Raw genomic sequence first — 24,775 nt, 5'->3', positions numbered from 1 at the left:
GAGCGCGCCGAGCGCCGCTGCGCGCGCGCCGGCCGCGACCGCCGGCGCCGGGCCCAAGCCGACGCCGGCTCCCGGCACCTGGTCTTCGCCCAAGCGCGGCGACGACTGGGGCGAAGCCGCGCGCAACCGCCCCGGCGGCCAGCCGGGCCAGCCTAGCCAGGCCCCGGGCCTGTACGGCAGCGACGGCCGGGTGCGCCTGGCCGAGACGCCGGGGTCGGCCTCGCCGGGCCAGCCGCCGGGCACGATCACCGAGGAGATCAAGGACCTCGACCGCGCCGGCACCTGGTTGCGGCGCAAGCCCAACGATTACGAGCCGACCACCTTCGACAAGTACTGGCGTCCGAACGAGACCCTGCTGGCCGAGTGGGTGCGGCGCAGCGTCCAGACCGTGATGATCCCGATCCCGGGCACCAGCAAGCGCATCCGCTGCTCGGTGGTGCTGTTGATGGCCGGCGGCGGCTGCGGCATCAACGACCCCAACCTCAACGATCAGCCGGCCGAGGCGCGACCGCCGCCGGACGTGCCGTTCAAGCCGCATCTGCAGGAAGACAACGGCAGCGTGCGGCCGCCGCCGGGCGGCTGAGCGCCCGGGCCTGGGACCGGATTCCCGCGTCGCTGCCTGCGATAGGGCGGGCGCGGCGGCGGGGCGGTGGATCGCGGCGGCCGGTCCGGCCCGTTGACCGGTCCGCCGGCGAGCAGCGAGCGGCGCGCGCGCCGGACTCGATACAAAAGAAAACGGCCCGCGCGAGCGGGCCGTTTTCCTTCATGAGGTCCTGCGGCGAGCGTACGCGGCGCAGGCCCGCGCGGCGATTCAGTGAATGCCGTGCAGGTCGCGCAGCTGACCCTTGTCGCGCGAACCGAAGTAGGCGGCGAGGTCGGCGATCTGCTGGTCGTTGAGCGCCTTGGCCTGGTTCGACATCAACGCGTGCTCGCGGTCGCCGTCGCGGTACATCTGCAGCGAGTGGGCGATGTAGTCGTGGTACTGGCCGGCCAGCTTGGGGTAGGTCGGGTCGATCGGCGCATTGCCTTCGGCGCCGTGGCAATCCACGCAGGACTGACCGGTGGCCGCGCCCTTGACGCTGGCCAGCTTCTCGCCTTCGGCGATGCGGCCGGCCGGCAGGCCCGAGGAGGATGTGGTGTGGCCGGCGTTGCGATCGGCCGAGGAATGGCCGGCCGGCGCGTCGGCGCTGGAGCAGGCGGCGAGGGCGAGCGACAGTGCGGCCAGGGCGACGCCGCGCTTGATCAAGCGGATCTGGGTCATGGGGCGGCTCACTTGGCGCTGGAGAGGAAGGCGGCGATGTCGGCGATGTCCTGGTCCGAGAAGCTCTGGGCCTGGGCCTGCATGGTCGGGTGCTTGCGCGTGCCTTTCTTGTATTCGCTCAGCGCGTTGACCAGGTACTCCTGCGACTGCCCGACGATCTTGGGCACGTGATAGTTCGGATAGGCGTTCTTGTAGCCGGTGACCCCGTGGCAGCCCTGGCAGGTGTAGGTCAGCTGGCGACCGGTTTCGGCGTTGCCTTTCGCCGTCGGCGCCTTGGCCGGGGCGGGTGCGGCTGCGGCGGCGGGCGCGGCAGTGGCGGCCGGCGCCTTGGCGGGTTCCTGCGCGTGCGCCGTAGCGGCGGCCAGGGTCAGAGCGAAACAGGCGATCGTCAGCGGTCGCATCATGTCGTAGTCCGCAATCTCGAATGGCTAGCGAAAGGTGGTGGCTGGCTCTACGCGGCCGGAGACCGCGCACAAGTGGGCGAGTATAGCCGGCGATGCGACTGCAACGAAGTCGTCGTTCGACGCATCCATGCTTCGGGGCCGGAACGCCGGCGGCCGCGGCCGCTCGCGCTTACCGTGCCTCAGAATAAATCCATGGCTCCAGTCACCATGACCTTCGGCGGATGGTGGCTTTCCGGGCCGGTGATATACCTATATACAACACCGGCATACGGCCGGTTCCGCCGAAGTCCTTCGACGTTCTTATGAGAATCCTGGGGTCGTTTCGCATGCGTCATCTCACCCATAACCGCCGCGGCGGTGCTTCGGCGCGCAGTACGCTGGCGGTCGCCGCCCTGGCCCTGGCCTGTACGCTCGGGCTGGCGGCCTGCAAGGGCGGCCCCGGCGCCGCCGAGGCGCAAGGCAAGGAAGCCAAGGACAAGGCGTCCGAGGCGGTACCGGTCGAAGTCGCCCAGGCGACCCGGCGCGCGATCGCGGCCAGCTACACTGGCACCGCGCCGCTGGAGGCGCGCGCCGAATCGCAGGTGGTGGCCAAGACCTCCGGCGTGGCCCTGGCGGTGATGGTCGAGGAAGGCCAGCACGTCCAGGCCGGCCAGGTCCTGGTCCGGCTCGACTCGGCCCGCGCCGAGCTGCAGGCGGCCCAGACCAACGCCACCATGCGCAAGCTGGAGGCCAACTACGCCCGCTCCAAGCAACTGGCCGAACAGCGCCTGCTCAGCGCCAACGACAACGACCAGTTGCGCTACGACCTGGAAAACGCCCGCGCCGCCAACCGCATGGCCAACCTCGAGTTGTCCTACGCCAACGTGCAGGCGCCGATCTCCGGCATCGTCGCGTCGCGTTCGATCAAGACCGGCAATTTCGTCCAGATCAACTCGCCGATCATCCGCATCGTCGACACCTCGCGCCTGGAGGCCACCCTCAACGTGCCCGAGCGCGAGCTGGCCACGCTGAAGGCCGGCCTGCCGGTGCAGATGGCGGTCGACGCCATGCCCGGCAAGACGTTCGCCGGCAAGGTCGACCGGGTCGCGCCGGTGGTCGATTCGGGCAGCGGCACCTTCCGGGTGATCTGCAGCTTCGAGGGCGGCGGCGCCCTGCAGCCGGGCATGTTCGGCCGCCTGCGCATCGATTACGACAACCGCGCCGACGCGCTGGTGGTGCCGCGCGCGGCGCTGCTCGACGACGAGGGCGATCCGGCGGTGTTCGTGGTCCGCGGCAAGAAGGTCGCGCGGGTGCCGGTCAAGCTCGGCTACCTCGACGGCGCCTGGGCCGAGGTCCGCGACGGGATCAAGCTCGGCGATCAGGTCGTGGTCGCCGGCAAGACCGCGCTGCGCGAAGGCACCGAGGTGCAGTTGATCGGCCAGAACCCGCCGCGTGAAGTCGCCGCGGCGAAGCCGGCCACGCAGAAGCAATAAGCGCGCCGGGCGCGCGCCTCCGCCGACGCCGCGTCCGCCGCGGCGCCGGCCGCTGACAACCCTAAGAGAACGTGGGGACTGACTGTGGCTCAGCCTTCGGACACGACGTCCTTCAACCTCGTGGAATTCTCCACGCGCCGCCGGGTCACGGTGGCGATGGTGACCATCACCTTCCTGCTGTTCGGCGTGATCGCGCTCAACAGTCTCAAGGTCAACCTGCTGCCCGATCTCAGCTATCCGACGCTGACGGTGCGCACCGAGTACACCGGCGCGGCGCCGACCGAAATCGAGACCCTGGTGACCGAGCCGCTGGAAGAGGCGCTCGGCGTGGTCAAGGGCCTGCGCAAGCTCAAGTCGGTCTCGCGCACCGGCCAGAGCGACGTGGTGCTCGAATTCGCCTGGGGCACCGACATGGACCAGGCCAGTCTGGAAGTGCGCGACAAGATGGAAGTCGTGCAGCTGCCGCTGGAAGTGAAGAAGCCGGTGCTGCTGCGCTTCAATCCTTCGACCGAGCCGATCCTGCGCATCGCCCTGTCCAACAAGGGCGGGGCCGCCGACGACACCGACGCGATCCGTCGCCTGACCGAGCTGCGCCGTTACGCCGACGACGATCTGAAGAAGAAACTCGAGCCGGTCGACGGCGTCGCCGCGGTCAAGGTCGGCGGCGGCCTGGAGGACGAGATCCAGGTCGACATCGACCAGCAGAAGATCGCCCAGCTCAACCTGCCGATCGACACCGTCATCCAGCGGCTGCAGCAGGAGAACATCAACATCTCCGGCGGCAGCCTGCAGGAGGGCAGCCAGCGCTATCTGGTGCGCACGGTCAACCAGTTCGCGACCGTGCCCGAAATCCGCGAGATGCTGGTGACCACCCAGCAGGCCGGCGGCAACGCCGCGGCCGACGCGGCCGCGGAAATGGCCCGGGTCGCCGCCGCCTCCGGTTCGGCCGACGCGATGGCCGCCGCGGCTTCGGTGCAGAGCGCCAACGACGGCGCGCAGAGCACGCCGGCCGGCGGCAAGCCGGTGCGGCTGAAGGACATCGCCGAGGTCCGCCAGGGCTACAAGGAACGCGAAGCGATCATCCGCCTGGCCGGCAAGGAAGCGGTGGAACTGGCGATCTACAAGGAGGGCGACGCCAATACCGTCGCCACCGCCGACGCCATCCAGGCGCGGCTGGAGGCGATCAAGTCGCAGATCCCGGCCGACGTCGAACTGACCACCATCGACGACCAGTCGCAGTTCATCCGCCACGCCATCGCCGACGTCAAGAAGGACGCGGTGATCGGCGGCCTGCTGGCGATCCTGATCATCTTCCTGTTCCTGCGCGACGGCTGGAGCACGTTCGTGATCAGCCTGTCGCTGCCGGTCTCGATCGTCACCACCTTCTTCTTCATGGGCCAGCTCGACCTGAGCCTCAACGTGATGTCGCTGGGCGGCCTGGCGTTGGCGACCGGCCTGGTGGTGGACGACTCGATCGTGGTGCTCGAATCCATCGCCAAGGCGCGCGAACGCGGCCTGGGCATTCTCGACGCGGCGATCCAGGGCACGCGCGAGGTCAGCATGGCGGTGATGGCCTCGACCTTGACCACGGTGGCGGTGTTCCTGCCGCTGGTGTTCGTCGAAGGCATCGCCGGCCAGCTGTTCCGCGATCAGGCCCTGACCGTGGCATTGGCGATCGCGATCTCGCTGGTCGTGTCGATGACCCTGATCCCGATGCTCAGCGCGCTCAAGGGCCGGCCGCCGATGGCGTTCCCGGAGGAGGAGGGCCATCCGCGCTGGCAGCCGAACTCGCGCCTGCAAAAGCCGCTGGCCGCGATCGGCCACGGCGCCGGCGCCGGCGTGCGCGGCAGCGTGTTCGGCCTGAGCTGGTTGGTGGTGAAACTGTGGCGCGGGATCGCCGCGGTGGTCGGCCCGGTCATGCGCAAGGCCAGCGACCTGGCGATGGCGCCCTACGGCCGCGCCGAAAGCACGTATTTGAAGCTGTTGCCGGCGGCGTTGCGCCGGCCGACCCTGGTGCTGCTGCTGGCCGGCGCGGCCTTCGTCGCGACCATGGCCACGGTGCCGCTGCTCGGCGCCGATCTGATCCCGCAGCTGGCCCAGGACCGCTTCGAAATGACGGTCAAGCTGCCGCCGGGCACGCCGCTGCGCGAGACCGACAAGCTGGTGCGCGAGCTGCAGCTCAAGCACGGCAAAGATCCGGGCATCCGCGCGCTGTTCGGCGTCAGCGGCAGCGGCACGCGCCTGGACGCCAACCCCACCGAGAGCGGCGAGAACATCGGCAAGCTCACCGTGGTGATGGCCGACGGCGGCAGCAAGCAGGTCGAGGCGGCCGAAACCGAGCGCCTGCGCGAGACCATGGGCGCCCATCCGGCGGCCCAGGTCGGCTTCGCCCGGCCGCAGTTGTTCAGCTTCTCGACGCCGCTGGAAATCGAGCTGCGCGGCCAGGACCTGGAAACCATCCAGCGCGCCGGCCAGCGCATGGCGGCGATGCTGCGCGCCAATCCGCACTACGCCGACGTCAAGTCGACGGTGGAACAGGGCTTCCCCGAGATCCAGATCCGCTTCGACCAGGACCGCGCCGGCGCGCTCGGCCTGACCACGCGCCAGATCGCCGATGCGGTGGTCAAGAAGGTGCGCGGCGAAGTGGCCACCCGCTACAGCTTCCGCGACCGCAAGATCGACGTGCTGGTGCGGGCGCGCGAATCCGACCGCGCCTCGCTGGAGAGCATCCGCCGCCTGATCGTCAATCCGGGCAGCAGCCGGCCGGTGACCCTGAGCTCGGTCGCCGACGTGGTCTCGACCACCGGTCCGAGCGAGATCCACCGCGCCGACCAGGTGCGGGTGGCGATCGTCTCGGCCAATCTGCGCGACATCGACCTCGGCGGCGCGATCGACGAGGTCCGGCAGATGGTCGCCGAGCAGCCGCTCGGCCCCGAGATCGGCATGCACATCGGCGGCCAGGGCGAGGAGCTGCAGCAGTCGATCAACTCGCTGCTGTTCGCGTTCGGCCTGGCGATCTTCCTGGTCTACCTGGTCATGGCCTCGCAGTTCGAATCGCTGCTGCACCCGTTCGTGATCCTGTTCACCATCCCGCTGGCGTTGGTCGGCGCGGTGCTGGCGCTGGTGCTGACCCGTTCGCCGGTGTCGGTGGTGGTGTTCATCGGCCTGATCCTGCTGGTCGGCCTGGTGGTGAAGAACGCGATCATCCTGATCGACAAGGTCAACCAGTTGCGCGAGGAAGGCGTGGCCAAGCGCGAGGCGCTGATCGAAGGCGCGCGTTCGCGCCTGCGGCCGATCGTGATGACCACCACCTGCACCCTGTTCGGCTTCCTGCCGCTGGCGATCGCCACCGGCGAGGGCGCCGAGGTGCGCGCGCCGATGGCGATCACGGTGATCGGCGGCCTGCTGGTGTCGACCCTGCTGACCCTGGTGGTGATCCCGGTGGTGTACGACCTGCTCGACCGCCGTTCCGACGAGCACTACCGCGAGCGCGCCCGCCGCGCCCGGCGCGACGCCAGTGCGGTGAGCGAACGCATCCACGAGGAGCAGGAGCCGCTGCACGACGCCGACCTGCACCATCCGCCGCACGGTCACCGGCCGGGCCAGGCCTGAGGAGCACCCAGGATGAGCGTTGCTGAGTTCAGCATCCGGCGCCCGGTCACGATCATCATGGCCTTCGTGTCGATGTTCGTGATCGGCCTGATCGCGGCGGTGCGCCTGCCGCTGGAGGCCTTCCCGTCGATCTCGTTCCCGTTCCTGGTGGTGCAGATGCCGTACGCCGGCTCGACCCCGGAAGAGGTCGAGCGCACCTTGCTGCGGCCGACCGAGGACGCGCTGTCGACCATGACCGGCATCAAGCGCATGCAGGGCGAGGCGCGCGCGGACAACGCCAGCGTGGTGATCGAATTCGCCGACTGGGACCGCGATGTCGCCATCGCGGCCTCGGAAGCGCGCGAACGCATCGACGCCATCCGCAGCGACCTGCCGGACGACCTGCAGCGCTACTTCGTGCTCAAGTTCTCCACCACCGACCAGCCGTTCCTGCGCGTCCGCCTGGCCAGCGACCACGACCTGTCCGGTTCCTACGAGCTGATCGACCGCGAGTTCAAGCGCCGCATCGAGCGCCTGCCGGGCGTGGCCAAGGTCGAGATCTCCGGCGTGTCGCCGAACGAGGTCGAGATCGCCATCGCGCCCGACCGCCTGACCGCGCACAACATCAGCCTCAACGAGCTGACCACGCGCCTGCAGACGGTCAATTTCTCGGTGTCGGCCGGCGAGATCGAGGACGGCGGCCGGCGCCTGCGGGTGCAGCCGATCGGCGAGATCACCGACCTGCAGCAGTTGCGCGACCTGGTGATCGGCACCAACGGCACCCGCCTGGGCGACATCGCCGAGGTCCGCTACAAGCCCAAGCGCATGGCCTACGGCCGGCGCCTGGACGGCCGCCCGGCGGTGGGCCTGGACATCTTCAAGGACCGCAACGCCAATCTGGTCGAAGTCTCGCGCCTGGCCCTGGCAGAGGTCGAGAAGGTCAAGTCCGAGTCGGCGCTGCGCGGGGTCCAGTTCAAGATCATCTCCAACGAGGGCGAGGAGGTCACCAGTTCGCTGCTGGAACTGGCCGAGGCCGGCGCGGTCGGCCTGGTGCTGTCGATGGCGGTGCTGTTCTTCTTCCTGCGCCATTGGCCGTCGACGCTGATGGTGACCCTGGCGATCCCGATCTGCTTCGTGATCACCCTGGGCTTCATGTACTTCGTCGGCGTGACCCTCAACATCCTGACCATGATGGGCCTGCTGCTGGCGGTCGGCATGCTGGTCGACAACGCGGTGGTGGTGGTCGAGAGCATCTACCAGGAGCGCGAGAAGATGCCGGACCAGCCGCGGCTGGCCTCGGTGATCGGCACCCGCCACGTCGCCATCGCCTTGTCGGCGGGCACGCTGTGCCACTGCATCGTGTTCGTGCCGAACCTGTTCGGCGAGACCAACCAGATCAAGATCTTCATGTCGCAGCTGGCGATCACGATCTCGGTCTCGCTGCTGGCCTCGTGGCTGGTCGCGGTCAGCCTGATCCCGATGATCTCGGCGCGGTTGAAGACCCCGCCGACGATCAATCGCAGCACCGGCCTGATCCCCTACCTGCAGCGCAACTACGCCGCGCTGCTGCGCTGGACCCTGGAGCACCGCGGTTGGAGCGTGCTCGGCATCATCCTGATCATCGCCGTCAGCATCGTGCCGATGACCCAGACCAAGTTCGACATGTTCGGCGGCGAAGGCGGCGACAGCGCCAACATCTACTACCAGTGGAAGGGCAGCTACACCAAGGAACAGATGTCGGACGAGGTCAAGCGGGTCGAGGACTACCTCGACGCCAACCGCAAGAAGTTCCACATCACCCAGGTGTACTCGTATTACAGCGAGGACGGCGACGCCAGCACGGTCATCACCTTCGACAAGGAGCTGGTCAAGAAGACCAAGCCGATCACCGACCAGATCAGCAAGGGCCTGCCGAAGTCGGCGCGGGCCGGCATCGGGGTCGGCTTCGACGAGGACCAGGGCCAGCAGAACCAGGTCCAGGTGCAGCTGGTGGGCGATTCCAGCGCCATGCTCGAACAGTTGGGGCAGGACATCGTGCCGATCCTGGCCCGCAGCCCGCGCTTCCGCGACGTGCGCATCGACGCCGGCGACCGCAACAACGAGCTGCGCATCCGGGTCGACCGCGAACGCGCCGCCGCGTTCGGCTTCAGCGCCGACGAGGTGTCCAAGTTCGTCGGCCTGGCCTTGCGCGGCGCGACGCTGCGCGAGTTCCGCCGCGGCGACACCGAGGTCCAGGTGTGGGCGCGCTTCGCCGGCGCCGACCAGTTCAACACCGCCGAGATCGCCTCCTTCACCGTGCGCGCGCCGGACGGCCGCACCGTGCCGTTGCTGAGCATGGTCCAGGTCGAAGTGCGCCCGTCGGCGACCCAGATCAACCGGGTCAATCGCCAGACCACGCTGACCATCAAGTCCAATCTCGGCGACAAGGTCACCGTGCCGGAGGCGCGCAAGGAGATGGAGGCGATCCTCAAGCGGATCGCGTTCCCGCCGGGCTACAGCTATTCCTTCGACGGCAGCGCGTTCCAGCGCGACGACGAGGCCAACCAGCAGATGCTGTTCAACCTGCTGATCGCCCTGATCATGATCTACGTGGTGATGGCGGCGGTGTTCGAGTCGCTGCTGTTCCCCTCGGCGATCATGAGCGGCGTGCTGTTCTCGGTGTTCGGCGTGTTCTGGCTGTTCTGGATCACCGGCACGACCTTCGGGATCATGTCCTTCATCGGCGTACTGGTGCTGATGGGCGTGGTGGTCAACAACGGCATCGTCATGATCGAGCACATCAACAACCTGCGCCGGCGCGGCTTGTCGCGCACCGAAGCGCTGGTCGAGGGCAGCCGCGAACGCCTGCGCCCGATCCTGATGACCATGGGCACGGCGATCCTGGCGATGGTGCCGATCGCGCTGTCGACCAAGACCAGCGGCGACATGCCGCCGTACTACCCGATGGCGCGCGCGATCGCCGGCGGCCTGGCGTTCTCGACCGTGGTCAGCCTGCTGTTCCTGCCGACCATCTACGCCATCCTCGACGATCTGCGCGGCGGCACCGCCAAGCTGGTGCGGCGCGCGCGCGGCCTGCCGGCGCAGTCGGCGGATGCGGTGGAGCCGGCGGCACAGCACGCATGACGCGTTGACGCCGCCGCGGCGGCCGACCCGCGTGGGCGGCGCACGGACGATGGAACCGTGCGTCGCCGCTCCAGGGCGAATCATGCGCACCCGGATCGCGGCGGCAGCGGCCGCCGCCGCGCGGCTCGCCGGCTTCGCTTCGAGGGCGGGGCGACATCAGTTCTGTGCGAGCGGGCAACGCGGTCCGGACCGCCGGCGCCTTGCCCTGCGGCCGATCCGCCGGGCCGGCATACGGCTCCGACGATGCGTCCCGATCCGCGCCGGGGCGCATCGGCGAACAGCCCCGCCGCCGTCCGTGCGGCGCATGCCTGCGCGCACGTTCCGCTTTGGACGCGCATCACGGGCACGGGCTTCGCACTGCGTCCGCCCCGGCCAAGCGGGCCGATCGCGCGGCCCAGCCACGCCGGGGCTTGGATTTCGTGGCAGGCTAGGCGCATTCCGCCGCCGGCACGCGCATGTACCTGGATCATTACGGGCTCAAGGAGCCGCCGTTTTCGATCACGCCCGACCCGCGCTTCGTGTTCCTCAGCGAGCGTCATCGGGACGCGTTGGCGCACCTGTTGTTCGGCGTCGGCCAGGGCGGCGGCGGCGGCTTCGTCCTGCTGACCGGAGAGGTCGGCACCGGCAAGACCACCCTGTGCCGCTTGCTGCTGGAGCAGTTGCCCGACCACGCCCGCGCCGCGCTGGTGTTGAACCCGCGCCTGAGCCCGGTCGAACTGCTGGAGACCATCGGCGAAGAATTGCGCCTGGACCTGGCCGGCCGCCGCGGCAGCGTCAAGGCCCTGGTCGACGCGCTCAACGCGTATCTGCTCGACGCCTATGCGCGCGGCCTGCGCGTGGTGTTGATCGTCGACGAAGCGCAGAACCTGTCGGTGGAGGCCTTGGAGCAGGTACGCCTGCTGACCAACCTGGAAACCGACACCCAGAAGCTGCTGCAGATCGTGCTGATCGGCCAGCCCGAGTTGCGCGACATGCTGGCGCGCCCGGACATGCGCCAACTGTCGCAGCGGATCACCGCGCGGTTCCATCTGACCCCGCTGGATGCGCAGGAAACCGGCGCCTTGCTGCGCCATCGCTACCGCGTCGCCGGCGGCCAGCGGCTGCCGTTCACCGCCGCGGCGATCAAGCGCATCCATGCCCATTCCGGCGGCGTGCCGCGGCTGATCAACGTGATTTCCGAGCGCGCGCTGCTCGGCGGCTACGCCCGCGACGACGCCACGGTCGGCGAGTCGCTGGTCGATCAGGCCGCGTATGAGGCGCTGGCGCCGGTCGCGCGCCGGCGCCGGTATGCGCGCGTCGCCCTGGTCGCGGCCGCGCTGGCCGGCGCAGTCGCGGCCGGCGCCTGGTGGTGGCGTGCGTCCGCGCCTACCGCCGCCGCGACGGCGGCCACGCCCACATCGCGCGGCGCGGCCGATTCCCGTGTCGCCGCATCCGCGGTGTCGGCGGTGCAGGCGCCGGTGGCGCCCCCGGCGTCCTCAGTCGCGAGCGCAACCGCCATCGCAACGGGCGCGGTGCCGCGCCTGGACGCGGCGTCGGCGGCGCAGCGCATGAGCGAAGCGGGCGCCGACCCGACCGCGGCGTGGCAGCGTTTGCTCGATCTGTGGCAATTGCCTTCCGGGCCGCCGGCGGTCGAAGCGGCGGCCGCTTGCGCGCGCAGCGTCGCGCCGGGCCTGTACTGCCTGCGCGGCTACGCCCGCCTGGATGCGCTGGCCGCGCTGGGCCGGCCGGTGCTGCTGCGCCTGAACGCCGACGGCCGCAGCGCCTGGGCGCTGTTGCGCGGCGTCGACGCGGTCGATGCGCGGCTGTGGCTGCACGGCCGCGACGTCGACCTCGACCGGATCGCGTTGCAGCGCCTGTGGAACGGCGAATACGCCGCGCTGTGGCGCGGGCCCGAAGGTCTGAGCGCGCCGCTGCCCCAGCCGTTGCAAGGCGCGCCGAAGGCGTGGTTGAACGCGCGCCTCGGCGTCGCCGACGCGGGCGCGGAGGACGTGCGCCGGTTCCAGGCCGCGCGCGGCCTGCGCAGCGATGGCGTGGTCGGTCCGGAAACGCTGTTCGCGCTGTCGGCCGAAGACGCCGCCGGGCCGCGCCTGCAACGGGTATTGGAGTAGACGATGTCGTTGATCCTGGAAGCCCTGCGCAAATCCGAGGCCGAGCGCCGCCGCGGCCAGACGCCGGATCTGCACGCGCCGTTGCCGCCGCTGCCGCCGCCGCTGCGGCGTTCGGCGGCGCCCTGGTTGTGGGGCGCCGGCGCGGCGGTCCTCGCCGCCGCGGTGGGGGTGTGGATGCTGCGCCCTGAATCCTTACCGCAGGGCCCGGCGGGCCCGGTTGCCGCCACGGCGGCCGATGCGGCCGCGCCGCCGAACGCTGCCGCGAACGTTGCGGAGCGGCGCGAACCGGTCGCTGCGACCGCGGCTCCTGCGCCTGGCGTTTCTGGGCCGGATGTCTCCGCCGTCGCAGGAGAACGCACGAGTGCCCCTTCGGTCACCGCCGGCGAGCGGGGTGGTGCGCCGGCTGCCGCGCTTTCGCCTCCGACCGGGACCGCGGCGAAGGCGACGACCGCGGAGCGGGTATCTGCGCCACCGACCGCCGCGGCCTCGTTGGCGGCCACGGCAGCCATCGGCACGAACGCGTCGGCGCCCGCGCCCGCCGCGCCGGTTGCCGCGGTTTCGTCGAACCTCGCTTCTGCTTCCAGCTCCGCCTCGCGCCCGCCATCCGCCGCGCCCGCGCAGACCGCCGCCGCGGCGGCCGCGCTCGAACCGATGGCGGCACCCGAGCCCGTGCCGGTTCTGCCGCCGTCCGCCGCCAAGCCGGCAGGCGAGGGCGGGGCGATGCGCCTGGCCGATCTTTCGCCGGAGGCGCGCAAGCAATTGCCGCCGCTCAAGCTCAGCATGCATATGTGGAACGACGAGCCGGCGCGGCGTTTCGTGATCGTCGACGGTCAGCGGCTGGCCGAAGGCGACCGCATCGGCGAAGCGGTGCTGGTCGCGATTCGCCCCGATGGCGCGGTGCTGGATTGGAACGGCCGCCGCTTGCAGTTGTCGCTGCGCTGAAGCGCGCTCGCTGTTTGTCGGAGCGGCGTGAGCCGCGACAGCCGGAGCGGTGACACACCGCGCCAGGATCCGAAGCCCTGTCGCGACCGGGTCGAAGCCCGATGATCAGGGGGGGCGGCGTCTCCGCTTGCGCCCATCGCTCCGCTTGTCGCGGCTTACGCCGCTCCTGCAAGCGCGGCGTCGCGTGCGCTTCAACCGACCAGCTTGGCCGCGATGCGGAAACCGGCCAGCCACACGCCGGCCATCGAACCCAGGTTGGTCAGCAGGAAATTCAGCACCACCCGCGCGACCCGGTTGCGGTACCAGCCGCCCACCGTTTGCGCGTCGTCGCGCAGGGCGAGGAAATCGCCGTAGGCCGGCTTGCGCCGATGCACTTCGACCAGCGCGCTCAACGCGCCGGTCGGCACGCCGGGGCGGAACGGCTTCAACGGCGCGACGATCGCCGCGGTGATCACGCTCAGCGGATGGCCGCCGGCGATCGCGCAGCCCAGCGCGGCCAGGCCGCCGGTGAACAGCACCCATTGCAACAGCAGCTCGGTGCCCATCTGCGCCCCGCCTTTCCAATAGCCCCAGGCGATGCCGGCCAGGATCAGGGTGGTGATGGCGATCATCACCCACGGCACCTTGCTCTTGGTCTTGACCTGCTCGAGCGCGATGCGCTGCGCGACCGGGTCGCCCTGGTCCTCGCGCAGATGCTTGGCCAGGCCTTGCAGATGCCCTGCGCCGACCACCGCCAGCACCTCGCGCGACTCGCCCGCGGTCTCGCGCAGGCGCGCGGCCATGTAGCGGTCGCGCTCGGCGATCACGGTGTCGTACAGCTCCGGGCTTTCCTTGGCGAACTCGCCGAAGCTGGACTCGAGCATGTCGCCCTGCTTGAGCTTTTCGATTTCGTCCTCGCCGACCTCGTCGGCGGCGAACAGGCTGGTGACCAGGCCGACGCCGAGCTTGCCGCGGCCGAAGAAGCCCAGCCGCTGCGAGGCGCGCTTGAAGGTCAGGCCGACCTCGCGGTCGATCAGATGCACCGGCAGCTCGCGCTGGCGCGCTTCCAGCACCGCGCGCTTGAGTTCGGCGCCGGGTTCGATGCCGAGCTGTTCGGCGAGCCGGCGCTGGTAGGCGGCCAGGGCCAGGTTGGCGGCGAACAAAGCGGTCTTGCCGGAGCGGATCACCTGGATCAGGTCCAGCCGCGCCAATGCGTCCGGGTCGGTCAGCGCCTGCAGGCGCTGCGGATCGAGTTCGACCGCGACCGCATCGTAGCGGCCGGTGCCGACCGCATCGCGCACGGCATCGACGCTGGCCTGGGACACGTGGGCGGTGCCGAGCAGGGTATAGCGCACGCCGTCGCGTTCGACGATGGCGTGCGGTTGGCCCTGCAGGCCGTCGGATACGAGATGCGGTTCGTTCATGCGGATCGGAAAGGCTCGCGGCAGCTGTGCCGGAGCACAGAAAGGCCCGCAGCATAGAGGTTGCGGCCGGGTGCCGGCAAACCCGTGGCGGACGGTTGCCTGCCTGTCGCGGGATTCGGGATTGGGGATTGGGGATTCGTCGAAGCGGCGTCCTCTGTCTCCCGCTCGACTCGCTGTTCAGCCCGAGCGATCCCCAAATCCCGAATCCCCAATCCCCAATCCCCAATCCCCGCCCCTCAGGCCAACCCATACGGCAAGTTGCCGCTGGACACGACGGTCTCACCGACCGGTTCGCCGCGCAGGAAGCGCAGGCTGGCGGCGATCACCCCGCCGTCGTCGGCGATGCGGTTGTGGCCCAGGCCCTGGGTGCTGAGCAGGCGCGCCCCCGGCCAGTAGCGCGCATAGCGCTCGCCTTCCGACCAGGGCACTTCGCGGTCGTCCAGATCGTGCACGATCAGCGCCGGGCGGGCGATGTTGGGCGCGTTGCGGTGCGCTTGCTGCGAGTCGAAGCTCAGGCCGACGCGGGTTTCGAAGTAGCCGATCATGCGCCGGCGCAGCGCTTCGCCGACCCACAGGAAACGGGCGAAGCGGCTCACCGCGGCGACCGGATCGGCGGCCGGCGCGATCAATACCGCGCGTTCGGCCTGCAGGCCGCGCGCCAGCGCGAGCAAGGTCGCCGCACCGCCGAGCGAATGACCGATCACCGCCGCCGCCGGTCCGTAGTGGTCGCCGACTGCGTACAGATGGCGGGTGAAGTCGGGCAGGGTGGCCAGCCGGCCGGGGCTGCGCCCGTGCGCGGGCTGGTCGAATGCGACCAGGGCGTAACCGGCCTCGCGCAACGCGGGCAGCCACCGGGCGACGCGGGTGCCGTGGCTGGACCAGCCGTGGGCGAACAATACATAAGGTTGGCGGCGCGGATCGCCCCAGACGTAGGCGACGATGGCGTGGCCGTCGACCTCGATGGTCTCTTCGCGAGCGTCGAAGGTCGGCGCGGCCAGCGCGCGCGTGCGCGAGGACGCGAACGGGGTGCAGAACAGGTCGGCGGCGCGGCGCACGGTCGCATCCGGCGCGAACCAGGCGCCGAACACGAAGCCCAGGCGCAGGCCGTACAAATGGATGATGTTACGAACGGTCGTACTAATTTTGGCGACGGACGTGCTCATGACGGACCTCGCTATACAGGAATCAGGCCTTGGGGGAGGCGGCGCAAGCGGGCGTGGCGTAAGAACGGACCAAGCGTTCGAACGCGCGGCGCCCGCGCTCGCGCGCGGAATCGAAACCGAACAGGCCGGCGTCGTGGTGGACGATCAGCGCCAGGCCGTAGATTTCGAACGCCAGCTGCTCGGTATCGGTGTCGGCGCCGAGTTCGCCGTTGTCGACCGCCAGTTGCACCGCCTGCGCGAGGGCGGCGCGCCAGCGCTTTTGCTGCTCGACCACCCAATCGCGCAGGGCGCCGGGGCGGTCGTCGTACTCGCTGACCGCGCCGAGCAGCACGCAGCCGCCGTCGGTGTGGCGCGACCAGTCGAACCAGGCGTCGACGATCGCGCGCAGACGCACCAGGCCACGCGGCTGCTTGAGCTGGGACAGCAGCACATAGCCGGTGAACAGCTGCGCCGCTTTGTCCAGTACGGCCAACTGCAGGTCTTCGCGCGAACCGAAGTGGGCGAACACGCCGCTCTTGGACATGCCGACGGCGGCGGCCAGCGGCCCGATCGACAAGCCTTCCAGGCCGGCCGAGCAAGCGATGCCGTAGGCCTGTTCCAGGATCGCGTCGCGGGTGGCGGCGCCCTTATTGGTCGCGGTCAGAGTCGACATGGCCATAAAATAGCACGTCCGTTCGTTTTATTTTGACCGCTCGTCGGGCGGTTTCGTTCAGCTTAGCGGAACCGTTCCGGCGCGCCTGGGCCAAAGGGCGGAGATGCCGTCATCGAGAAAGGCACATTGCGCCGGCCGGCCGGGCCTGTCCGTGGCGGCCGGCGCATATCCGGACGCGCCGCCGCAGGGCGTGCCGGAAACGCGACTGCGTCCCGGCGCGGGTTCAGCGCAGGCCGGGCACGTCCGGATCGGGCTCGCCCTCGCGGCCGTCGCCGAGCGGACGCACCATCTGCACCGTATCCAGCCAGCGGCCGTGCTTGCGGCCGATGCCGGGGAACACGCCGGCCAGCCGGAAGCCCAGGCGCTCGTGCAAGGCCATCGATGCGGCGTTGCTGCCGTCGCCGATCACCGCGACCATCTGCCGGAACCCCAGCGCGGTGCAGTCCTCGATCAGGCGCCGCATCAGCGCGCCGCCGACGCCGCGGCCCTGTAGCGCCGGCTCGACGTAGACCGAGTTCTCCACCGTCCAGCGATAGCCGATCCGGTTGCGATAGGCGCTGGCATAGGCATAGCCGGCGAACGCGCCGTCGACTTCGGCGACCAGATAGGGATAGCCGGCATCGGCGATCGCGCGCCAGCGCTTATGCATCTCGGCGCGATCGGGCACGTCGTATTCGTAGGTGGCCACGCCCTCGCGCACTTCGCGCGCGTACAGCGCGGCGATCGCGTCGAGGTCGGCCTCGGCCGCGACGCGCAGCAGCATCGGGCTTGGCGGCTGGCTCGACGGTCGGTTCGGCGCTTGGTTCAATCGCGGTACCGCTTGAGCAGGTCGGCGTAGGCGTCGATGCGGCGGTCGCGCAGGAACGGCCAGATCCGCCGTACGTGCTCGCTGCGGCCCAGGTCGACCTCGGCCAGCAGGATTTCCGGCTCCTGGGTCTTGGCCTCGGCCAGGTACTCGCCCTGCGGGCCGAGCACGTGGCTGGAGCCCCAGAACTGGATACCGGACGCGCCGAGCGGGGACGGTTCGAAGCCGACCCGATTGACGCTGAGCACCGGCAGGCCGTTGGCGACCGCGTGGCCGCGATGGCTGAGGATCCAGGCGTTGCGTTGGCGGTCCTTCTCGTCCTGGGCGTCGTCCGGGTCCCAGCCGATCGCGGTCGGGTACAGCAGCAGCTCGGCGCCGGCCAGCGCCATCAGGCGCGCGCCTTCCGGGTACCACTGGTCCCAGCACACCAGCACGCCGAGGCGGCCGACCGAGGTCTGGATCGGTTCGAAGCCGATGTCGCCCGGGGTGAAGTAGAACTTCTCGTAGAAGCCCGGGTCGTCGGGGATATGCATCTTGCGGTACTTGCCGGCGATCGAACCGTCGGTCTCGTAGACCACCGCAGTGTTGTGGTACAGCCCGGCCGCGCGGCGTTCGAACAGCGAACTGACCAGCACGATACCGTGCTGCTTGGCCAGCGCGCCCAGGCGCTGCGTGCTGGGGCCGGGAATAGTCTCGGCCAGGTCGAACTCCTGCACCGACTCGTGCTGGCAGAAGTACGGCCCGTTGTGCAGCTCCTGCAGCAGGACCAGCTTGGCGCCCTGGCGGGCGGCTTCGCCGACCCGCTGCTCGATATTGGCCAGATTGGCTTCGCGCGAGCCGTGGTCGCGGTCCTGGATCAGCGCGACGGGGAGGGTGGTCTTTTTCATCGGGGCACGGGTCCGGCGGTGAGGCGAGACGTCTATTGTAGGAGAGCGCCGTGACCGGCAGGGCGGCGGCGACACGCGCATCGTCGGAGCGGCCCGGCGCGAGCGGGCGCAGCGAGATCGATGCGGGATGTCCGAGTGCAGACGAGATCGCGCCTGCCTGCGGGATGCGAACGCGCGGCCCGGGGACCGCGCGTTGCCAGACGCGACGCGGCGTTACGCCGCCACGCCCTGCGGCAACTGCATGGTCACGCAATGCAGGCTGCCGTTCTGCCAGATCAGCGCGCGGCACGGCACCGGCACGATCTCGCGATCGGGGAAGGCCTGGGCCAGCACCGCCTGCGCCGCGGCGTCGGCGACGTCGCCGTAGGCCGGCATCAGCACCGCGCCGTTGACGATCAGGAAGTTGGCGTAGCTGGCGGCCAGGCGCCGGCCCTGGTCGAGGATCGGCTGCGGCCACGGCAGCGCGAACAGCCGGTACGGACGGCCGTCGCGGGTGCGCAACGCGGCCAGCTCGGCGGCCATCGCCTGCAATTCCCGGTAATGCGAATCCGACGGGTCGTCGCAGCCCTGGTAGACGATGGCGTCTTCGGCGGCGAAACGGGCCAGAGTGTCGATGTGGGCGTCGGTGTCGTCGCCTTCCAGATAGCCGTGGTCCAGCCACAGCACCCGGTCCTGCCGCAGCCAGCCGGCCAGCCGGGCGCCGAGTTCTTCGCGGCCGAGCTGCGGGTGGCGCTCGTGCAGGCAGCGCCAGGTGGTCAGCAGGGTGCCGGCGCCGTCGGTCTCGATGCCGCCGCCTTCCAGGGCGAAATCGATGCTTTCGCGCTCGCTGCCGGGCGCGAACACGCCCTGCTCGTGCAGGCGCTCGACCAAGAGGTCGTCCTGGCTGGCGTCGAACTTGCCGCCCCAGCCGGTGAAGCGGAAGTCGAGCAGGCGGAAGCCGTCGCCCTGCCTGAGGGTGATCGGGCCGGAGTCGCGCAGCCAGGTGTCGTCGTAGGGCGCATCGATGAAATGCACCCGGCTCATGTCGATCCGCGCCGAGGACAGGCGCGCCCGGGCATAGGCCTGGACGTCGTCGTCGGCGACGCAGATCAGGGCGGGCTGAAACCGGGTGATGGCCGCGACCAGGGCGATGTAGGTCTCTTCGACCTCGCCCAGGCGGTCGGCCCAGTCGGTGTCGGCGTTCGGCCACGCGATCAGGACCGCGGACTGGGGTTCCCACTCCGCGGGGAAGCGCAATGCGTTGTTGGTCATAACCTCAAAGGATAGGCGGTTTCGGTCCGATTTCCTCGGCGCCCGCCTTGTTCGCGACCACGTCGATCACCCGGCTCTTCTCGAAGTACACGGTGAAAGCCGGATAGACCCAGCGGTTGATCTGCGGCCAGGCCCGCTTCTGGCCGCCGCGGGCGTCCAGGCGCTGGGTCGGCTCGCCGTAGCGGGCCTTGACCTGATCCATGCTCTGGCCGCGTGCCGGCAGCAGGGCCTTGCCCTCCTGTTGCACGCGCTCGATCAGCAAGGTCTCGGCCGAAGCCGCGCCCGACAGGGCCAGCAGGGCGAGCAGCGGTGCAACGGCAATGCGCAGTTTCATGGCAAATTCACCTCGTCAAAGGACGCGGGATTCTAGGCACAAGGTGACGCGCAGCGGCAGCGTGCGGCCGTCACGCTTTGATGAACCGGTGCGGGCCAGGCCGGGGCGAAGGCGAGGGCGGGGCGGGTTCGAGGGGCATAACGAAGAAAGCCGCCTTGCGGCGGCTTTCGACTTGAACCCGGGCGGCGGACTTGAAATCCGCCGTCGCCACTCAGCGCTGACGCGCCTTGAAACGGGGGTTCGACTTGCAAATCACGAAGACCTTGCCGCGGCGGCGGACGACCTTGCAGTCGCGGTGACGGGCCTTCGCCGACTTCAGAGAGGACAGGACCTTCATGACAGACCTCGGCAAAAAGTGGGTGAAATAAAGCGGGTGGAAAATTAAGCCCGCGATTCTAGCGGATAAAAACTCGCCCGATCAAGTGCTTGCAGGAAGAAATCTGCGCCTGGCGCCGGCTGCGGCCCGCCGGACCGGGCCGTGCGGCGGCGGAGAAGGTGGCCCGGGCCGGGTGGGCGCCGCCGCGGCATGTCGGGGCGGGCCGGGCGGCGGTGCGCCGATATCCGGCCGCGGCCGGCGGCGGGATCGGCGGAGAAAGCGCTGCGACGGCCGCATAATACAGTCATGAACAGCGCATCTTCCGACTCTATCTTCATCCCCGTCCTCACCATCGACGGCCCCTCCGGCTCCGGCAAGGGCACGATCAGCCGCCTGGTCGCCCAGCGCCTGGGCTGGCACTACCTGGACTCCGGCGCCCTGTACCGGGCGGTCGGCGTCGCCGCCGGCTGGGCCGGCCTCGACCTAGCCGACCCGGCCGCCCTGGTCCGCTGCGCCTTCGACACCCGGATCGGCTTTCGTGAACAGGCCGGCGAGCTGCGCGTCCTGGTCAACGAGGTCGACGCCACCGACGAACTGCGCACCGAAACCGCCGGAGCGGCCGCCTCGGCCATCGCCGCCATCCCCGAGGTCCGGGCCGCGCTGAAGGACCGCCAGCGGGCGTTCCGGCAGCTGCCGGGCCTGGTGGCCGACGGCCGCGACATGGGCACGGTCATCTTCCCGGACGCCCCGTTCAAGGTGTTTTTGACCGCCAGCGCCGAGGAAAGGGCGGAGAGGCGTTATAAGCAGTTGAAAGACAAAGGGGTTTCGGTTACTTTAGACGGTCTGCTACGGGAGATTCTCGCCCGCGACGCGCGCGACGCCCAGCGCGCGGTGGCGCCGCTGCGACCGGCCATCGATGCCGTGCGCATCGACACCACCGGCTTGGGCATCGACGCGGTGGTCGAACAGGTGCTGGCCTTGTTGCCGGCGCACTGAGCGACATCGCGCGGACGTTTTCCCCGCAGCGGATGCTGCAACAGCCCCGTCGCATTCCGCGGCGGATCAACCACAACACATGGTGCGGCTCCATCGCATCACATAACGGGTGGGTCGACCACGCGCTGCTTGCGTCGCCACGACGGCGACGATGCCAGCCGGTGCGGCCCGTGTGTTCAACCGAGTATTCAATCCAATGACCGAATCATTTGCCGAACTGTTCGAACAGAGCCAGCAGTACCTGGCCAAGCTGAAGCCGGGCGCCATCGTCACCGGCGTCGTCGTGGAAGTCCGCGGCGACGTGGTGGTGATCAACGCCGGCCTGAAGTCCGAAGGCATCGTGCCGATCGAACAGTTCCGTAACGACGCCGGCGAGATCGACGTCGCCGAAGGCGACGAAGTCAAGGTCGCCCTCGACTCGATCGAAAATGGCTTCGGCGAAACCGTCCTCTCGCGCGAGAAGGCCAAGCGCGCGATGGTGTGGGACGAGCTGGAAGCCGCGCTGGAAAAGAACGAAACCATCACCGGCCGCATCAGCGGCAAGGTCAAGGGCGGTTTCACCGTCGACATCAAGGATGTCCGCGGCTTCCTGCCGGGTTCGCTGGTGGACGTGCGCCCGGTGCGCGACTCCGCCTATCTCGAAGGCAAGGAACTCGAGTTCAAGCTCATCAAGCTGGACCGCAAGCGCAATAACATCGTCGTCTCCCGCCGCGCGGTGGTCGAGAGCGAGTACAGCGTCGAGCGCGAACAGCTGATGGAGAAGCTGCAGGAAGGCGCGATCCTCAAGGGCGTGGTCAAGAACCTCACCGACTACGGCGCGTTCGTCGACCTCGGCGGCATCGACGGCCTGCTGCACATCACCGACATGGCGTGGAAGCGCGTGCGTCATCCGTCCGAAGTGGTCGAAGTCGGCCAGGAGCTGGACGTCCGCGTGCTCAAGTACGACCGCGAGCGCAACCGCGTTTCGCTCGGCCTCAAGCAGCTGGGCGAGGATCCGTGGGACAACATCGCCCGTCGCTACCCGGCCAACACCCGCGTGTTCGGCAAGGTCAGCAACGTCACCGACTACGGCGCGTTCGTCGAGATCGAGCCGGGCGTCGAAGGCCTGGTGCACGTGTCCGAGATGGACTGGACCAACAAGAACGTCAACCCGTCCAAGATCGTGCAGGTCGGCGACGAGGTTCAGGTCATGGTCCTGGATGTCGACGAAGAGCGTCGCCGCATCTCGCTGGGCATGAAGCAGGTCACCAGCAACCCGTGGGAGACCTTCGCGGCCATCCACAAGAAGGGCGACAAGGTCGAAGGCCAGATCAAGTCGATCACCGACTTCGGCATCTTCATCGGCCTGGACGGCGGCATCGACGGTCTGGTCCACCTGTCCGACATCAGCTGGAACACCACCGGCGAAGACGTGGTCCGCAACTTCAAGAAGGGCGACACGCTGGAAGCCGTGGTCCTGGCGGTCGATCCGGAGCGCGAGCGCATCAGCCTGGGCGTCAAGCAGCTGGAGCAGGACCCGATGGGTCAGTACGTCGCTTCCAACGCCAAGGGCTCGATCGTCAAGGGCACGGTGAAGGAAGTCGACGCCAAGGGCGCCACCATCGAGCTGGCCGACGGCATCGAAGGCTACGTCGCCGCGCGCGACATCGCCAAGGAGCGCGTCGAAGACGCTTCGCAGTACCTGAAGGTCGGCCAGGAAGTCGAGGCCAAGATCATCGGTACCGATCGCAAGGGTCGCAGCATGCAGCTGTCGATCAAGGCGAAGGACGAAGCCGAGCAGCAGGAGGCCCTGGCCGACTACAACCGTCAGGCCGGCGACGCCGCCAGCGGCACCACCAGCCTCGGCGCGCTGCTGCGCGAGCGTCTGGGCGGCAAGTCCGAGTAATCGCTCTTCCGTTTCAGGCACTACGGCCCGGTTCGTCCGGGCCGGCAACACCGATGCTCCACCGAGGCGGCCCGGCAGGGCCGGGCCGCCCTCGGTCTGCGGCAGGGGATCGCGAGCGATCGCGACGCCGCAGCACTTCCGAATCTTTCGCGGCCAGGCCACGTTTCGCCTATGACCAAGTCCGAACTCATCGAGATCCTTTCGCAGCGTCAGGCCCATCTCAAGGGCGACGATGTGGATCTGGCGGTGAAGGCTTTGTTGGAAATGATGGGCGGCGCGCTTTCCGCCGGCGACCGCATCGAGATCCGCGGTTTCGGCAGCTTCTCCCTGCATTACCGTCCGCCGCGCCTGGGCCGCAATCCCAAGACCGGCGAATCGGTCGCGCTGCCCGGCAAGCACGTGCCGCACTTCAAGCCCGGCAAGGAACTGCGCGAGCGCGTCAGCGGGGCGACCCCGCTCGACGAAGACGCCTGATCGCGCGTTCGTCGCGCCGGGCTTCGGTGCGCAACGCCGGCTTCGCCGTTCATCGCTTTGCGTCGGCCCGCCCTGTGCCGACACCGACCCCGGCCCTTGCGCTGCGCGCCTCTACGCGCCCTGCATTCGCGTCCGCTAAGCTAGGCGCGACACGCACCCGCCGGTGCACGACTTCCGGAACCTTCCCATGCGCGTGATCCGCCTTCTCGTCGCCTTGGCCTGCCTCGCGGCAGGGGCGATCCTCGGCGCACTCAACCGCCAGATCGTGAGCATCGATCTGGGCGTCGGCTTCGTGCCGCCGACCTCGCTGGGCATCGCCCTGATCGTGGCCTTGCTGATCGGCGCCCTGATCGGCGGCCTGGCGATCAGCGCCAGCGTGGTGCTGCCGTTGCGCCGCCGCCTGGCCCGCGCCGAGCGCGCCGCGTCCGCCGCGCCGGCTCCGGCGCCGACCCTGACCGGCCCCGAGGTCTGAGCATGGAGTTCATCAGCCAGTGGTTCTGGTTCTTCCTGTTGCTGCCGATCGCCGCCGTCGGCGGCTGGGTGGTCGGACGGCGCGGCGGCGAGCGCCATAGCGACACCCAGGTCAGCCGCCTGTCGACCACGTATTTCCGTGGCCTCAACTACCTGCTCAACGAGCAGCCGGACAAGGCGATCGAACTGTTCCTGCACATCGCCGAACTGGACAAGGACACCTTCGAAACCCAGGTCGCGCTGGGCCATCTGTTCCGCCGCCGCGGCGAGGTCGACCGCGCGATCCGCCTGCACCAGGCGCTGGTCCAGCGTCCGGGCCTGAGCGATCAGCAGAAGGTCCAGGCCCTGCTCGCGCTGGGCGAGGACTACATGCGCTCGGGCCTGCTCGACCGCGCCGAGACGGTGTTCAGCGACCTGGTCGCGCTGGACATGCGCGCGCCGCTGGCGCTGCGCCATCTGATCGGCATCTACCAGGCCGAGCGCGACTGGGGCAAGGCGATCGAGAACGCGCAACGCTACGAGGCCGCGACCGGCGAGCCGATGGGCAAGCTGATCGCCCAGTTCGAGTGCGAGCTGGCCGATCGCCACCGCGCCGCCGGCGAGATCGAGGCCGCGCGCGAGGCGGTCAAGCGCGCCTACGAGGCCGACGCCAATTCGGTCCGGGCCGGCATGCTGGAAGGCCGGATCGAAGTCGAGGCCGGCAACGACGCGGCGGCGATCCGCGCCTTCGAGCGCGTCGCCCGCGCCGACCCGGACTACCTGCCGGAAGTACTGCCGGCGCTGCTGAGCTGCTACGAGCGCGACGGCGATGCGACCGGCGCGCGCGCGTTCCTGGCCGAGATGTGCGAGCACTACCGCGGCATCGCGCCGGTGCTGGCCCTGACCCGCATGGTCGAAGCCGAAGACGGCGTGCCGGCGGCGCGCGCCTACCTGGCGCGGCAGCTCAAGGATCGGCCGTCGGTGCGCGGCGAGGCGGCGCTGATCGACCTGACCCTGGCCGAGAACGCCGACCCGCTGGCCACCTTGCACGACCTCAAGCACATCACCGACCAATTGCTGGTGCGCAACCCCAGCTACCGCTGCAACCGTTGCGGTTTCGGCGCGCGCAGCCATCACTGGCAATGCCCGAGTTGCAAGGAGTGGGGCACGGTCAAGCCGCTGCTCAACTACGCGGTGGTCTGAGCGATGTGGGCCTGGATTGCGATCTATGCGGCGCTCGGCGCCGCAGGCACCTGGC

At 69.5% G+C, this 24,775-nt stretch carries 20 protein-coding genes and 1 pseudogene; 11 read left to right on the top strand and 10 right to left on the bottom strand.

Annotated elements, in window-relative coordinates:
* Positions 1 to 583 (top strand): annotated as a pseudogene (locus TX83_RS23535) (transmembrane repetitive protein); the annotation flags it as partial.
* Between the two features lie 228 nt (positions 584 to 811).
* Here TX83_RS23535 and TX83_RS20965 read toward each other — a convergent pair.
* Both TX83_RS20965 and TX83_RS20960 read right to left on the bottom strand, forming a co-directional pair.
* A complete protein-coding gene (locus tag TX83_RS20965; protein ID WP_064749934.1) occupies positions 812 to 1,261 on the bottom strand; it encodes a c-type cytochrome in 450 nt (149 codons plus the stop codon).
* Between the two features lie 8 nt (positions 1,262 to 1,269).
* A complete protein-coding gene (locus TX83_RS20960) occupies positions 1,270 to 1,662 on the bottom strand; it encodes a c-type cytochrome (RefSeq protein ID WP_064749936.1) in 393 nt (130 codons plus the stop codon).
* 329 nt (positions 1,663 to 1,991) lie between these two features.
* Between TX83_RS20960 and TX83_RS20955 the strand changes: the two genes are divergently transcribed.
* The 5 genes from TX83_RS20955 (at position 1,992) to TX83_RS20935 (ending at position 12,901) form a co-directional block, all read left to right on the top strand.
* Entirely contained in the window at positions 1,992 to 3,137 is a 1,146-nt protein-coding gene (locus TX83_RS20955; RefSeq protein ID WP_064749933.1) for an efflux RND transporter periplasmic adaptor subunit, read from the top strand.
* 84 nt (positions 3,138 to 3,221) lie between these two features.
* On the top strand, positions 3,222 to 6,749 hold the full coding sequence (locus tag TX83_RS20950) for an efflux RND transporter permease subunit (protein ID WP_261370238.1): 3,528 nt from the start codon (positions 3,222 to 3,224) through the stop codon (positions 6,747 to 6,749).
* A 12-nt stretch (positions 6,750 to 6,761) separates the two neighbouring features.
* Positions 6,762 to 9,851 carry an efflux RND transporter permease subunit gene (locus TX83_RS20945; protein WP_064749932.1) on the top strand — a complete coding sequence of 1,030 codons (3,090 nt, stop codon included), beginning with the start codon at positions 6,762 to 6,764 and terminating at the stop codon, positions 9,849 to 9,851.
* 455 nt (positions 9,852 to 10,306) lie between these two features.
* Positions 10,307 to 11,959 carry an ExeA family protein gene (locus TX83_RS20940; RefSeq protein ID WP_064749931.1) on the top strand — a complete coding sequence of 551 codons (1,653 nt, stop codon included), beginning with the start codon at positions 10,307 to 10,309 and terminating at the stop codon, positions 11,957 to 11,959.
* Positions 11,960 to 11,962: 3 nt separating this feature from the next.
* Positions 11,963 to 12,901 (top strand): general secretion pathway protein GspB, encoded by a 939-nt coding sequence (locus TX83_RS20935; RefSeq protein ID WP_064749930.1) that lies wholly within the window; start codon positions 11,963 to 11,965, stop codon positions 12,899 to 12,901.
* 191 nt (positions 12,902 to 13,092) lie between these two features.
* On the opposite strand, the gene TX83_RS20930 is transcribed toward TX83_RS20935, so the two are convergent.
* From TX83_RS20930 to ykgO, 8 genes are all read right to left on the bottom strand, one after another.
* Positions 13,093 to 14,304, bottom strand: a complete 1,212-nt coding sequence (locus TX83_RS20930; protein WP_064749929.1) for a TraB/GumN family protein — start codon at positions 14,302 to 14,304, stop codon at positions 13,093 to 13,095.
* 236 nt (positions 14,305 to 14,540) lie between these two features.
* Positions 14,541 to 15,467 (bottom strand): alpha/beta hydrolase, encoded by a 927-nt coding sequence (locus TX83_RS20925; protein WP_064749928.1) that lies wholly within the window; start codon positions 15,465 to 15,467, stop codon positions 14,541 to 14,543.
* 22 nt (positions 15,468 to 15,489) lie between these two features.
* Positions 15,490 to 16,125, bottom strand: coding sequence for a TetR/AcrR family transcriptional regulator (locus TX83_RS20920; RefSeq protein ID WP_315851276.1), 636 nt, complete (start codon positions 16,123 to 16,125; stop codon positions 15,490 to 15,492).
* 217 nt (positions 16,126 to 16,342) lie between these two features.
* Positions 16,343 to 16,882, bottom strand: coding sequence for a GNAT family N-acetyltransferase (locus tag TX83_RS20915; protein WP_064749927.1), 540 nt, complete (start codon positions 16,880 to 16,882; stop codon positions 16,343 to 16,345).
* A gap of 41 nt (positions 16,883 to 16,923) precedes the next feature.
* Entirely contained in the window at positions 16,924 to 17,811 is an 888-nt protein-coding gene (locus TX83_RS20910) for a carbon-nitrogen hydrolase (protein ID WP_064749926.1), read from the bottom strand.
* Positions 17,812 to 18,024: 213 nt separating this feature from the next.
* The gene (locus TX83_RS20905) at positions 18,025 to 19,062 is read right to left on the bottom strand and encodes an agmatine deiminase family protein (RefSeq protein ID WP_064749925.1); all 1,038 of its coding nucleotides are present in this window, start codon (positions 19,060 to 19,062) and stop codon (positions 18,025 to 18,027) included.
* A 4-nt stretch (positions 19,063 to 19,066) separates the two neighbouring features.
* Positions 19,067 to 19,396, bottom strand: coding sequence for a hypothetical protein (locus TX83_RS20900; protein ID WP_064749924.1), 330 nt, complete (start codon positions 19,394 to 19,396; stop codon positions 19,067 to 19,069).
* Between the two features lie 211 nt (positions 19,397 to 19,607).
* Positions 19,608 to 19,733, bottom strand: coding sequence for a type B 50S ribosomal protein L36 (gene ykgO / locus TX83_RS20895; RefSeq protein WP_010342887.1), 126 nt, complete (start codon positions 19,731 to 19,733; stop codon positions 19,608 to 19,610).
* Positions 19,734 to 20,018: 285 nt separating this feature from the next.
* Here ykgO and cmk point away from each other — a divergent pair, with 285 nt between their 5' ends.
* From cmk to lapB, 5 genes are all read left to right on the top strand, one after another.
* Positions 20,019 to 20,708, top strand: coding sequence for a (d)CMP kinase (cmk, locus tag TX83_RS20890; RefSeq protein ID WP_064749923.1), 690 nt, complete (start codon positions 20,019 to 20,021; stop codon positions 20,706 to 20,708).
* A gap of 196 nt (positions 20,709 to 20,904) precedes the next feature.
* Positions 20,905 to 22,593: a 30S ribosomal protein S1 gene (rpsA, locus tag TX83_RS20885; RefSeq protein WP_064749922.1), complete on the top strand. Its 1,689-nt coding sequence runs from the start codon at positions 20,905 to 20,907 to the stop codon at positions 22,591 to 22,593.
* Positions 22,594 to 22,764: 171 nt separating this feature from the next.
* The gene (locus tag TX83_RS20880; protein WP_064749921.1) at positions 22,765 to 23,067 is read left to right on the top strand and encodes an integration host factor subunit beta; all 303 of its coding nucleotides are present in this window, start codon (positions 22,765 to 22,767) and stop codon (positions 23,065 to 23,067) included.
* A 187-nt stretch (positions 23,068 to 23,254) separates the two neighbouring features.
* Positions 23,255 to 23,539, top strand: a complete 285-nt coding sequence (locus tag TX83_RS20875; RefSeq protein ID WP_064749920.1) for a lipopolysaccharide assembly protein LapA domain-containing protein — start codon at positions 23,255 to 23,257, stop codon at positions 23,537 to 23,539.
* A gap of 2 nt (positions 23,540 to 23,541) precedes the next feature.
* The gene (gene lapB, locus TX83_RS20870) at positions 23,542 to 24,720 is read left to right on the top strand and encodes a lipopolysaccharide assembly protein LapB (RefSeq protein WP_064749919.1); all 1,179 of its coding nucleotides are present in this window, start codon (positions 23,542 to 23,544) and stop codon (positions 24,718 to 24,720) included.
* Positions 24,721 to 24,775 lie beyond the last annotated feature (55 nt).

It is taken from the genome of Lysobacter antibioticus HS124 (assembly GCF_000336385.2).
In the GTDB taxonomy this organism is placed as follows: Bacteria; Pseudomonadota; Gammaproteobacteria; order Xanthomonadales; family Xanthomonadaceae; genus Lysobacter; species Lysobacter firmicutimachus.
The sequence above is the reverse complement of the archived record's forward strand: the minus strand, read 5'-3'. Positions and strand labels throughout refer to the sequence as shown.